Here is a 12606-nt window from a genome sequence, read left to right as displayed (position 1 = left end):
TTCGGTAGATTAACGCCCTTTAAACGTGCTCTAAAAGACTGAAGCCTTACTATAACAATAATTAGGAAATTCTGGCTCTTCGCTTTGCTACGAACCAAAATTTCCTAATTGTTGTTACAATCGGCCCCAAAGCGTCTTTTGTCACACTCTCAAAAAATGAGATTTGGACGTTAACATCCAAATCTCATTTTATTTTTTCATTAATTTGATACACCAACAATAACGTTACCAACTTGTGCAAAGCCAAAGTGAGTTGAGCTTGCCCGCATCTCCCAGTCGCGGTGACCAGTTCCTGATGCCGTCGTCATGTTCGTTTCATTATACCAAGCGTTAACAACTGATGAACCCGCACCAAAGCCAATTGAAATAACTTCGTTGGCATTACTCCAGTGTTCACTTGGAATTGAACCACCATTGTTAGCAATTTGTTGGGCACGTGCTTGGGCTTGGGCAGCCAAATCAGATGACCATTCAGTTGTCATACCACTGCGCTTAGCCTTCAATGCGTTAAAGGTTGCATTATCAACATTACCTGCGGTTGTTGAAGTAGCTGTTGTCGCCGTTTGTGATGATTGTCGGTTAGCCGTCGCTTGACTTGCAGCGTTTGCCTGTGATGAGGCAACTGCCGCAGCACTAGCAGCAGCTACTGATGATGACACTGAAGCAGCTGATTGTGCAGCCGCACTTGACTGTGCCGCAGCAGCAAGCGCTTGTGATTCAGCAGCTTTAGCAGCCGCTTCACTAGCAGCCGTTGCATGAGACTCTGCAGCTGCAATTGAAGCAGCGGCAGCTTGTGATGAAGCAACGCTGGCAGCAACTGAGGCAGCATAGGCTTCAGACGCCGCTTGCGATGAGGCAACTGCCTGACTTGCTGCCGCTTCAGATGCCGCTGCATCGTTTGCAGCAGATGTTGCTGAATCGCTTGCTGCCGGTGTATAAGCAGTTTGCGTTGGGGCAGCCGCAGATGTTGCTGTGGCTGCAGTCGCACCATTAAATGATTGACCAGCAATAATTAAATCTGGGTTAACGATACCGTTGACAGATGCAAAATGAGCAACTGAATCATTAGTAGCCATTGCTAACGCCCAAACAGTGTCACCATTTTGAATTTGGTAATTATTAATGCCACCATTTGCTGATACCTGCGATGCAACTTGATCAACAGGGTTAGCTTGCCATACATCTGCAGAAGCAGACTCATTAGCAGCGACGAAGGCAACACCTGCAGCAGTAGTTGCTACTGCAACTGATACCCATTGCTTACCTGCCTTATACATTTTCTTGTGTGACTTGATTTCCATTGAAGAAGTTTCCCCTTAATTCGTTACGCTTTTATGCGCATTTAATTTCCGTTTAATTTACAACGTTTCTTAATAATAACAGAAGTTCTTAACAAATTCATTACAAATTAAAGGTGAATTTTGAAATTTCTTAATAAAATCGGGTAATTACTTAAGATTTACTGGGAAGCTATTAGGTAATGGTGCACCAATAGATTTTATTTCATTTGAAAAAGGAATCGGCAACTGCACACTAGCAGAATGTAGCAACAATCCACTCGTATACTCTGATTGTGGATTATACAAATCATCCCCCACCAACGGATGACCAATTGCAGCCATGTGGAGGCGGATTTGATGCGTGCGCCCTGTCTCTAACCGCAAACGCACTAACGTTTGCTGATAGACTGATTTAATCTTTGTCCAGTGTGTAATGGCTGGCTTCGCATTCGCACCGTTGATTTGTCGCAAACGAGAATTAGTGGGATGATCTCCAATGGTTAACATAATCGTCCCCGTCGAATCTGTTAAATGCCCATCAACCCACGCTAAATAAGTACGTTTAATCGTTTTATCATGTAGCATCTGATTCAGGATTGGCACAACATAGGGCACCTTCGCAATAATGAGTGCGCCAGTCGTTTGCCCATCTAAACGATGAACCATGTACGCCCGTTTATCTTGCTTCATTAAATATGCTTGGGCAAAATTCATCATTGTCCCATTTTCACCTGGTGAATTAGGATGTGTCTTTACCCCTTTGCGTTTATTAACGACCATTAACTCATCATTTTCGTATAAGACTTGCAATGATTGTGAAGCATCAGGAACATACTGTGAATCCGGTGTAATAAAGTCTTCGGGCAACCAATTCAAAGTCAGGACATCGTATGGTTTTAGAATTGTTGAAGTCGGTTGATATTGACCATTAAGATAGATACGCCGGGCCATTCGAAAATTCCCCCGTATCCGCCGCGGAATGCGCCAATCTGTCAGTTGTTCTTTAATTGAAACTGCAGGCTGATCTGCTGGTAATGTTATTTTCTTTGTCCATCCTGCCATTGCATTCACCCCATAAATATGTACCAAAATAAAAGAGCCTAGGAAATTTCCCAGACTCTTTTATTGTTTTAAAGTTGTCTAATATTACAACTTTGAAACGTTAGCAGCTTGCAAACCGCGGTCACCTTGTTGCACTTCGAATGATACAGCTTGACCTTCTTCTAATGACTTGAAGCCATCAGTTTGGATTGCTGAGAAGTGTACGAATACATCGTCACCTGACTCGCGTGAAATAAATCCGTAACCCTTGTCTGCGTTAAACCACTTTACTGTTCCTTGTTCCATGTCTGAAACCTCCTGGCATCTTGCCATAAAAATTAATAATCCAAAACGAAGATGCCCTTATTTCTTAGAAACATAAAACAAAATCTTTCAAACTATGTTTTAAGTATAACACGTGTCTGTACTGAATGATACAAACATTTTAATTGATAGCTAAATTATTATCAAATGTTTGTCTATTATACCAGTCATACCAAGCAATAAAATTAATAATTAAAAAACATTTACTAAGCAGCAATCGCTTAATAAATGTTTTCCTTCACTACTTCAACATTTGTTTCATAGCACTTGCTGTCATTTCAGCAGTTGCTTCTTTAGAGTAATTTGCAACGTCGTTTGCACTAGCCTTAGGGTTTGCCTTAATGTAGGCAGCTACCTTGGCTTGAATAGCATCACGCATTTGCTTTTGTTGTGCAGCGGCTGCCGCTTTGTTTTGACTAGCAGCCTTTTGCTTTGCTGTCACTTGTTTTGCTTGTTTTGCACTCAAGACGACCCAAGTATTCTTAGGCACTGTAACAGTCGTTGTTTGCTTAACAAGTGAATGACCTTCACCACCAAAGTCTAACAACCACTTAAAGAAATCATTCTGCCACTCGCGGCGTGTTGTCACAGTCTTAATGGTTGCCTTGTCAACATCAGCTATCTTATAGGTTGCAGTTTTATGAACTGCTTCAACCATCTTCTTCTTATTTGGCACAAAGTGTGGCTTTGCTTTACCATCTTCACGATCAGCAAAGATCATCACGTAGTTACCTGACTTAGTCCCCAATTCTTGGGTAATCAACATACCAGCTGGGGATTTTGAACCACCAGCTGAATAAATTGTCTTTTCAGTCGTAGTCGTTACATTCTTCATACCGTAATGAGAATTTACGTTAGCTGTTAACAACAAAACTGTTGCCGTTAACAAACCAAAAGAGATTAGACCTGCCACGATACGTGTTGGCGTACTCTTAATGTAGAACCATGAAATATATGTTAGTGCTGCAAGCACCGCTAATACAATAATAATCATGTTGCCTAGTCCTCCTTCTCATCTGATGAAATATGCTTTGTCATACCTTCAGGCACAACACGTCCACCACGGATGAATAATACCAAAATAACACCAATAACAGAGAATATGAAACCAATGGCAAATGAGACACGGAATCCCTTCATTGAGGCATCAAGAAGGTCTGATCCATATTGCAGTGGGTTAGCCGTTTGTAATGCCTTGCTTGGTTCATTGTTATTGATAATGTTTTGTGTAACTGAAGTCAATAAGGCAACAACAACTGAAGATGCCACTTGACGTGCAGTGTTGTTTGAAGCAGTTGCATGTGGTGCTTCATTGGCTGGCAAAACTGACATTGACATTGTTGTTAATGGCATCATCGCCATCGCAACACCAAACATACGCAAAGCATATAGTGCTGTAATGAACGCACCTGGTGTACTTGTCGTAATAAACATGAATGGCAAAGTACCCAAAGCTAGAATAGCGAAACCGATAATTGATAAGCGTTTTGCACCAATTTGGTCGTACATACGTCCAGTTAATGGCGCCATTAGTCCCATCATCAAGGCACCTGGCAAAAGAACTAATCCAGAGTTCAACGTTGACATACCGTGTACATTTTGCAAGTACGTTGGCAACATCATTTGGACACCCATCATCGCCATCATCGCCATCATGACGCCTAGTGTCGTCAATGAGAATTGCTTATTCTTAAAGACCCGGACATCCATAAATGGCGTATCCATCTTAAGTTGACGCCAAATGAATACAATAATTAGTAACAATCCAGCAAGAATTGGCAAAATTACTGAAGGGAAATCACCCCAACCCTTTGTTGCAACATTGGTGAATCCTAGCAAGAAGATACCAAAGCCAAGAATTGATAAGATGAATGAGACAACATCCAACTTAATCTTCTTAGTAGGTAACACGTTCTTAACAAGGAAGAATGACAAAATAAATGCAATAATGATAACGATCAACGGCAAAATGAAAATTGTTCGCCATGAAGAAGAAATCGTCAATCCTAGTAAGACGTGATCCTTTTCAAGAATCCAACCTGATAAACTAGGTCCAATCGCAGGTGCTAATCCAATAACAATTCCGTTAAGACCCATTGCGGCCCCACGTTCAGCAACTGGATAAATGTTAAGCATTACCACTTGCATCAACGGCATCGTCACACCAACGGCGATCGCTGTAATAATACGTCCAGCTAAAAACATCCACCACATATTTGAATCAGCAGGTGTAAAGGCTGTTAATGCCATTCCTGTTGTTAAAAGTGCATAAGCAATAATATATAATGTTCTTGATTTAATACGTGTTGATAAGAATGCTGAAACAGGCATCATCACCCCGTTCGCTAGTAAGAACCAGGTTGTTGCTTGTTGTGCCGTTGCAAACGAGATATCAAAATCGTGCATTAGGGTTGGAATAGCCGTTCCCAATGAAGTTTGCATCAACACACCGGCAAAAGTACCGATTAATAATACGGCGACCATGGCTGTACGGTTAAATGGTTTACCGTTCATGTCCAAAGTCACATTTTTTTCATGTGCCATTTATTTTCCTCCGTTTTTTATAATCACAATTTATAATTGTAAAACTCGCTAACTATTTTATCAAGTGTTTTTGTTAAGTAATTTAACAAACATTGTAATCGTGTTCACAATGAATGAAGTTTATGTCCACATACATTAAGTAGGCTACTACTTAATGTGGCAAGCATATAACCGATGAAATTCCTTACATAAATATAGTATTTATCAACATTTTTCTTGTGATGAGTTCACAAATTTTTTAAAATTTTTATCATAAAAAAAAGATTGAGACACATGCTGTGCTCAATCTTTTTTCTGTTATTAATCATTAAGTGTTTTTTACCACCAACCGTGAGCTTGACGGAAAGCCGTTGCGTTCTGAACTGAACCGTAACGTGAGTTTGCGTAATTAACCATACCTGCAGTTTGGCTAGCAACACTACCTGTTCCCCAACCTTCTTTGGTTTGACCAAGTCCTTGGTAACCATTTGGTGAAACAGCATTAGGATTTCCACCAGATTCTGGCATAACAACTGAATTCCACAAAGCCTCAGTTCCACCATTAGCTAAGAATTGTGCCTTAACTGAACCACCAGCAGCTGGAGCGCTTACTGATGAAGCAGTTGATGCAGTTGAAGTCGTTGCTGAATTAGCTTGTTGTGCTGATGCTGTCGTTGTTGATGTTGCAGCAGCTGATACAGCAGCTTCACTTGCGGCAGCCTTTTGAGCGGCAGCTTGTGATGCAGCAGCAGAGCTAGCAGCGGCAGCTGATGATGCGGCAGCTGCAGAACTTGCAGCGGCTGATGAGGCAGCTTGTGACATTGCTAATGATGCAGCATCGTTAGCGGCAGAGTCAGAAGATGCATCCACATCAGTTTCAGCAACACTTTGTGAATCTGGCACTTCAATCTTTTGATCAACGAAGATCATGTTTGCATCTTTCAAGTTGTTTGACTTTACCAAGTCATCAACTGTCATGTTAAATTTATTGGCAACTTCTGATAGCGTATCGCCTTCTTTAACTGTATAAGTTGAGGCAGCGTTTACGATAGACGTACCAGCAACGAATACTGACGCAACACCGGCAACTGCTAAGGCTGTTTGTTTCACTTTACTCATAAAAATTAATAACACTCCTACTGGATAAGTTTGAATTCTATATTTAATACCTGTGACTACTCAGGTCGATTACTTGGGCATTACCCAACGACAAGTAATAGTTTACCAATTTCAGTGTTTGGCAAATTACATTAACATTACATGAATTTGAATTGTTCAATCAATATCGCTAATTCAAGAAATATTTTTGTAATATAAGCGTTTCTGTCCCTATAAAACAGGCATTTATAAAGGAATTATTAAGATAGTTAACTAGATAAATAATTACTAAAATTATCCTTAAAATAAAAAAATAAAGACGTTGAACGCTGTTGTTCCCCGTCTTTATCATTTTTTGTTACATAAACGTCACTTTGAAAAGTAACATTTCTAAAATTTTCGTAACCATATCGTGTCTATCTCATGATTGGCTTGCTTATGCAAAACTAAGTCAGCACGCTCACGAGTTGGCAAAATATATTCATTTAAGTTCGGTAAGTTTACTTGATGCCAGACATCGACTGCAGACGCCACCGCTTCTTCAACGGGGATTTTTGTGTACTCGGCAAAAAAGCTATTGTCATCTGGATTCTCTTTTGCGGCAGTCAACAAGGCACGGAAGCGTTCAACATACCATTGTTCAATCAAATCTGTTTTTGCATCAACGTAAATAGATAAATCGAAAAAGTCTGACACATACACTGGTGTATTAGCGCCACTTTGTAATGTATTGATACCCTCGATAATAAAAATATCCGGGTTATCAAACTCATCATATTCGCCCGCTAACACATCGGACATTTCATGAGAATACTTTGGTGAGCGAACTTTATTCTTGCCTTCTTTCAAAGCATTCATAAAAGACAGCAGCTCTACCATATTATAAGATTCTGGAAAGCCTTTACGATCAAAAATACCCGCCGCCTTCAATTTATCATTTGAAAGCAAGAAACCGTCCGTCGTGGTCAAGGCAATTTCCTTTTCAGGAAAAGCTGATTGTAACATATATTGTAATAATCGCGCGGTCGTTGACTTCCCAACAGCAACTGAACCCGCAATTCCGATAATAAATGGTCCCCGTGATGCTTGTCGACCAAGAAAGGCTGCCCGTTCAGCAATGTCATGCCGATATTGATCATACCGCAATTTAATATAGGTAACTAATGGTCCATAAATATTAAATACATCCGCCATTACAATGCGATCGTTATAAGCCTTAATGTTTTGTAATGTCTGCGGTGTCATATCAATTTTTTCTGGCACCACATACTGACTGGCTAATTTTTGCCAATCCTCTCTATTAAAAACAGCAAAATTTAACGGTGCTGTCGCCATGCCCCTCTACCTCATCTCGTATAAGTTATCAGCCACATTTGCTAACAGTGGCGTCAATTCTTGAACGGCAAATATCGTTAGTTGATGCATTGCACGAGATGCAATGGTGTAAACAAGTTGTCGTTCATCATCTCCATGATACACCTTTGCAGCAGCATCCCACATAATAACCGCATCAAATTCTAATCCTTTAGCTAAGTAAGCTGGCACAATAATTGTACCAGGCACTAATCGCTGGTTTTCCGTTCGGATAATGGTAACATCAGCCTGATCACGTAATGCAGCATAGGCGACTTCCGCTTCAGCCAAAGTTTTCGTAATAATGGCAGTTGTCTCTTCTGCTGCTTGATTACTTGCCAATTGTTCGACAATACCAGCAACCATTGCCTCAGTCGTTGGCACTACCGAGATAGTTGGTAAAGCACCCTTCCGTTCAAACGCATCAATTTGGGCACCTTGGATCAAGATATCTTTTGAGAAATCGGTGATTTGCTGTGTTGAACGATAGGTTTGCGTTAACTCAATATACTCTGACTTTTCAGGGTCAAACAACTGTGATAATTCATCTTGCAAACTCACTGCGTTTTCTTTAGTAAAAATTGCCTGATTTAAATCACCTAACATAGTAAACCGCGCCTTTGGGAAGCTAAACTTCAAGAAAGCAAGTTGGAAAGGTGTATAATCTTGGATTTCATCAATAAAGACAAAACGAATATCACGCTCGCCACGACTACCCTTGATTAAATCGAACAACATCATATATGGTGTCATATCTGACATTGGTAAAATACCTTGACGCATTTGTTCAACCGTGTGTTTGACACCCGCTTGCCATTCAGCATCACTAATATCATAATCAGCCAAATTTATTAATTGCGGTACTGTTTTTAAAAAGTGCACAAATTGCTCATTAATATTAATAAAGTGATTACGATTGACACCACGAATAACAGGTGTAAAGGCGCGCATCACTAATTGTTTTGCAATGAACTTGTACTCTGCCTCGTCTGAATCAAACTCACGTGGATTATCACGTAGCATCGTATCGTACTGTTCCTTACTCAAATTTTGCACTTCATTTTCTACCCAATCGGCATGTACCTCATTACCTGATTTTCCTTGCAAAATCTTCATCAACTGTTCTTTTGTTGCATGCAGACGGTTCCCAAGTTGGTAGTTATCATTAAATGAATAGTAGATGTCCGCAATTTTATCTTTGCTAATTATTTCATGGCCACGGAATTTAACACTGCGCAATTTGATATTGGCGTGATTTAATGACTGCGCATACTTTTGCATCGCTTTAAAGTACACACTCGTCCCCTTTAAATCGATCACCTTCTTGGCAGCACCCGTTGGCTGTGATTCGAATCGTTCTTGTAACGTTTCTAATTGGAGCTTCGGTAAACGGCGTGACGCATATTGATAAAATGTCATCTGAACCATGTTTTGCTCACCCAATTCTGGTAACACTTGATCAATATAATCGTTAAATAATTGATTTGGTGAGAATAAAACGACCTGTCCAGAGGTTAGATGACCACGGTAACGATATAGTAAATAAGCAACTCGTTGCAAAACGGCTGATGTTTTACCAGAACCTGCGGCTCCTTGCACAAATAGCAAGTCAGCTGCTGTATTACGAATAATCTTATTTTGTTCTTTTTGAATTGTCGTCACAATGGACTTCATCTTTGTCGTTGATTCACCAGAAACGGCATTAAGCAACATTTGATCACCAACTGCTTCGTCAGTATCAAAGATTGTCACAATTTTGCCGTCTTCAATTTGAAATTGGCGTTTCAAAGAAACCTCAGCATCTTGTTTACCATCTGGTGTCTCATAAGTGACTTGACCCAATCCACCATCATAATAGATTGAAGAAATTGGGGCCCGCCAATCATAAATCAAAAAGTTATCTGGACCATCTGAAAATGATGCTAACCCAATATAAATTTGGTCAACTTTTTCGGTACCCTTTTCTTGAACATCAATGCGGGCAAAATAAGGACGTTCTGTTAAACGGTCTAATACCACAGCTTGATGTTCTGCTGAGTTCATAGCTAACTCACGTTCTTGCAACATTTGTTGTTGTTGACGAACAGACATTGCGGTCTCAAATAAGCTACCATATGTTGATGATTTAAACCGAACGTCTTTCCAGCCTGATTCTACGTCAGCTTTTTTTTCAACTGCGCTGGCTTGTTGCATTTTGTTTTTTGCCTTAGCATCCTGGATTTTTTCCAATACAGTATCTAGGCGTTTTTGTTCTGAGTCGTACGGCGTCATGTTACGTTCCCCCGATAAAAATTAGTGTTTCTATGTTACACCACTTTGAGCTGTTTAGCCAGTTATTTTTCACAGACAAAAACCGGGACAAGCATTTTGCCCCAGTTTTCGTCTACTAATTATAAATTAATTATCTTCAATGTCCAATGGAATTTCGTCACTAGATTCATCTTGGACAGCCTCCGGTGCATCAGCTGAACCATCATGGCTACCAATGTAAGCCATCCGAACCTGATCATAAATCTCATCGTAAATTGCTTTATGTTCTGGTTCCTCTAACCAGCGAATAACATTGACCTTTCCTTGACCAATCTTTTCACCCTTGTAAGAGAACCATGAACCTGCTTTAATGATGATTTCTTTATCGGCAGCTAAATCAATCATTTCACCAGTCTTTGAAATTCCTTTTCCAAAGAGAATTTCAACTTCAACTTCACGGAATGGTGCAGCGACCTTATTCTTAACAACCTTAATACGGGTCAAGTTACCAACAGATTTGATATTGTCCCCATCTGCTTTTGTGGCATCAATCCCACCCTTACGACGAACATCCAAACGTACTGATGAATAGAACTTCAAAGCACGTCCACCAGGCGTTGTCTCAGGGTTACCAAACATCACACCAATCTTTTCACGTAATTGATTGATAAAGATAGCCGTTGTTCCTGTCTTTAAAATTGCCCCTGACATTTTACGCAAGGCTTGTGACATCATACGTGCTTGCAAACCAACTGATGAATCACCAATTTCACCATCAATTTCTGCCTTCGGTGTCAAAGCAGCGACAGAATCGATAACTACCATATCAATCGCACCAGAAGCAATCAAGGCATCAGCAATAGCTAACCCCTGCTCACCAGTATCTGGTTGAGACAATAATAGTTCATCAACATCAACACCTAATGCTTTGGCATATTCAACATCCATGGCATTTTCGGCATCAATATAGGCAACAATACCACCATTTTTTTGAGCTTCTGCAACGGCATGTAAAGCCAAGGTCGTCTTTCCAGATGATTCAGGTCCATATATTTCAATGACACGTCCCTTTGGATAACCACCAATTCCTAACGCAACATCTAGCTTCAATGAACCTGTTGGCGTCGATTCAACCTTGGTAAACCGGCTGTCCCCAAGCTTCATAACGGATCCCTTACCAAAAGACTTTTCGATTTTCTTCAAAGCATCATTCAATGCTGTTTGACGTTCTTTTGGATCAGTAATTTTACCTTCTAGTTTTTTGTTTGGATTAATATTCTTTCCTGTAGCCATAATATTTGGGCCTCCACTCATTAACTTTAACTTAACGCAGTTCTAGTGTAACCTAATCAGCACTTTTTTTCAACACATCTGACAAAATTAAGATTCTTCCGATAATAAAACTGCTAACCAATCAAATCCTGCTGTAACGCTTGCTTCACGGATAGCCTGTCGATCACCTTGAAACTGATATTGTCGTGCCAATGTTTTGCCTGATGGCGTGGCAACACCAATATATACCGTTCCCGCCGGGTGACTCTCTAAAGCATCAGGACCAGCAACACCGGTGAAACTAATCGCCCAATCAGTTGCTAATTTTTCTTGGGCCCCATGAGCCATTGCTCTTGCTACTTGATCAGATACAACACCATACGTTGTAATTAATTCTGCTGGTACACCAACTAATTTCGTTTTTGCTGCTGCCGCATAGGTAACAAAAGCACCAGGTAACACCGCTGATATCCCACTAACTTCTGCTAAGGTTGCCACAAACAATCCCGCTGTTAAAGATTCAGCCGATGTAATCGTTTGATGACGGGCAATTAAACTTTGCCCAACTCGCTGTTGTTGCATGACGATTCTCCTTCCCTATTAATAAAGAGGCAAATTGTTGTATAAGTGTTTTTTTATTATAAAAGGCTGGCACAAAAGAAAATGTGCCAGCCTTTTTGTGTTAAAGATTTATTGATTATAAACCTATAATTTTGTTAGCATAAACGCGTTCCAAAAGTCTGAAGCCTCAATGTAACGCAATTTACGCCATTCCTGTCCTTCGCTTTGCTACGGCCAAAAATAGCGAAAATCACGTTACACACCGGCTTCAAAACGACTTTTGTCACGCTCTGACTTTTGTTACGCTCGCTACTTAAACCCATCAGAGAACACATCACGGTTCTTATAGAAGTAATCAATTCCTGAGTAAATCGTTGCAATTAATGCAATCCACATCATAATCATCGCAAATGGTACATTAATCATGGCAAAGAAAATATCATGTAGTAGGAAGAAAGAAATTGACACCATTTGTGAAGCTGTCTTAATCTTTCCAGGCATAGCAGCTGCCAATACCTTACCGTTATTTTCCACAATCAATGTACGCAAACCAGTAATGGCTAATTCACGGATAACAATAATTGCAACCATCCAACCTGGTACCCAGTCAAATTGAACAAAGTAAATCAAGGCAGTCATAACTAACAACTTATCAGCTAGTGGATCCGCAAATTTACCAAAGTTTGTCACCAGGTGATGTTTACGGGCGATTTTACCATCTGCAAGATCAGTTAACGAAGCCCCAATAAATATAATTGCGGCAACTAAGTGCGTGACTGGTAGTGTTGCGCCACCAACTGCCAAAGTTCCCCAATCTGGTGAAAGAGACAATACTAACATAAACACTGGAATCAAAATCATACGAAACACAGTTAGTTTATTAGGGAAATTCATTTTTTATCTG

11 protein-coding genes are annotated in these 12606 nt (G+C 40.2%); all 11 read right to left on the bottom strand.

Translation table 11 applies throughout. The annotated features are described in order from the left end of the window. Window positions 1–200 precede the first annotated feature (200 nt). Window positions 201–1301: a CAP domain-containing protein gene (locus tag ACQ4QH_RS03220; RefSeq protein WP_439819266.1), complete on the bottom strand. Its 1101-nt coding sequence runs from the start codon at window positions 1299–1301 to the stop codon at window positions 201–203. Window positions 1302–1448: 147 nt separating this feature from the next. Beyond that, on the bottom strand, window positions 1449–2342 hold the full coding sequence (locus tag ACQ4QH_RS03215) for an RluA family pseudouridine synthase (protein ID WP_439819265.1): 894 nt from the start codon (window positions 2340–2342) through the stop codon (window positions 1449–1451). A gap of 84 nt (window positions 2343–2426) precedes the next feature. Beyond that, window positions 2427–2627: a cold-shock protein gene (locus tag ACQ4QH_RS03210; protein WP_040760279.1), complete on the bottom strand. Its 201-nt coding sequence runs from the start codon at window positions 2625–2627 to the stop codon at window positions 2427–2429. A gap of 259 nt (window positions 2628–2886) precedes the next feature. After that, window positions 2887–3639 (bottom strand): DUF4811 domain-containing protein, encoded by a 753-nt coding sequence (locus tag ACQ4QH_RS03205; protein WP_131473701.1) that lies wholly within the window; start codon window positions 3637–3639, stop codon window positions 2887–2889. Between the two features lie 5 nt (window positions 3640–3644). Next, window positions 3645–5189: an MDR family MFS transporter gene (locus tag ACQ4QH_RS03200; protein WP_439819264.1), complete on the bottom strand. Its 1545-nt coding sequence runs from the start codon at window positions 5187–5189 to the stop codon at window positions 3645–3647. Window positions 5190–5507: 318 nt separating this feature from the next. After that, entirely contained in the window at window positions 5508–6287 is a 780-nt protein-coding gene (locus ACQ4QH_RS03195) for a LysM peptidoglycan-binding domain-containing protein (protein ID WP_439819263.1), read from the bottom strand. 369 nt (window positions 6288–6656) lie between these two features. Continuing rightward, entirely contained in the window at window positions 6657–7601 is a 945-nt protein-coding gene (gene coaA, locus ACQ4QH_RS03190) for a type I pantothenate kinase (protein ID WP_439819262.1), read from the bottom strand. Between the two features lie 6 nt (window positions 7602–7607). Next, window positions 7608–9890, bottom strand: a complete 2283-nt coding sequence (helD, locus tag ACQ4QH_RS03185; protein WP_439819261.1) for an RNA polymerase recycling motor HelD — start codon at window positions 9888–9890, stop codon at window positions 7608–7610. A gap of 126 nt (window positions 9891–10016) precedes the next feature. Next, window positions 10017–11162, bottom strand: a complete 1146-nt coding sequence (recA, locus tag ACQ4QH_RS03180) for a recombinase RecA (RefSeq protein ID WP_439819260.1) — start codon at window positions 11160–11162, stop codon at window positions 10017–10019. Between the two features lie 87 nt (window positions 11163–11249). Further along, window positions 11250–11723, bottom strand: a complete 474-nt coding sequence (locus ACQ4QH_RS03175) for a nicotinamide-nucleotide amidohydrolase family protein (protein WP_439819259.1) — start codon at window positions 11721–11723, stop codon at window positions 11250–11252. A 288-nt stretch (window positions 11724–12011) separates the two neighbouring features. Continuing rightward, window positions 12012–12596 carry a CDP-diacylglycerol--glycerol-3-phosphate 3-phosphatidyltransferase gene (gene pgsA, locus ACQ4QH_RS03170; RefSeq protein WP_439819258.1) on the bottom strand — a complete coding sequence of 195 codons (585 nt, stop codon included), beginning with the start codon at window positions 12594–12596 and terminating at the stop codon, window positions 12012–12014. Window positions 12597–12606: the final 10 nt, after the last annotated feature.

It is taken from the genome of Weissella paramesenteroides, from assembly GCF_051903945.1.
Taxonomy (GTDB): domain Bacteria; phylum Bacillota; class Bacilli; order Lactobacillales; family Lactobacillaceae; genus Weissella; species Weissella paramesenteroides_A.
This window is presented reverse-complemented; position numbering and strand designations above follow the sequence as displayed.

What these genes read in the sequence shown, in the direction of transcription:
- ACQ4QH_RS03220 (WP_439819266.1), bottom strand. Translation starts at nt 1,301, where the DNA reads ATGGAAATCAAGTCACACAAGAAAATGTATAAGGCAGGTAAGCAATGG.
- ACQ4QH_RS03215 (WP_439819265.1), bottom strand. Translation starts at nt 2,342, where the DNA reads ATGGCAGGATGGACAAAGAAAATAACATTACCAGCAGATCAGCCTGCA.
- ACQ4QH_RS03210 (WP_040760279.1), bottom strand. Translation starts at nt 2,627, where the DNA reads ATGGAACAAGGAACAGTAAAGTGGTTTAACGCAGACAAGGGTTACGGA.
- ACQ4QH_RS03205 (WP_131473701.1), bottom strand. Translation starts at nt 3,639, where the DNA reads ATGATTATTATTGTATTAGCGGTGCTTGCAGCACTAACATATATTTCA.
- ACQ4QH_RS03200 (WP_439819264.1), bottom strand. Translation starts at nt 5,189, where the DNA reads ATGGCACATGAAAAAAATGTGACTTTGGACATGAACGGTAAACCATTT.
- ACQ4QH_RS03195 (WP_439819263.1), bottom strand. Translation starts at nt 6,287, where the DNA reads ATGAGTAAAGTGAAACAAACAGCCTTAGCAGTTGCCGGTGTTGCGTCA.
- coaA (WP_439819262.1), bottom strand. Translation starts at nt 7,601, where the DNA reads ATGGCGACAGCACCGTTAAATTTTGCTGTTTTTAATAGAGAGGATTGG.
- helD (WP_439819261.1), bottom strand. Translation starts at nt 9,890, where the DNA reads ATGACGCCGTACGACTCAGAACAAAAACGCCTAGATACTGTATTGGAA.
- recA (WP_439819260.1), bottom strand. Translation starts at nt 11,162, where the DNA reads ATGGCTACAGGAAAGAATATTAATCCAAACAAAAAACTAGAAGGTAAA.
- ACQ4QH_RS03175 (WP_439819259.1), bottom strand. Translation starts at nt 11,723, where the DNA reads ATGCAACAACAGCGAGTTGGGCAAAGTTTAATTGCCCGTCATCAAACG.
- pgsA (WP_439819258.1), bottom strand. Translation starts at nt 12,596, where the DNA reads ATGAATTTCCCTAATAAACTAACTGTGTTTCGTATGATTTTGATTCCA.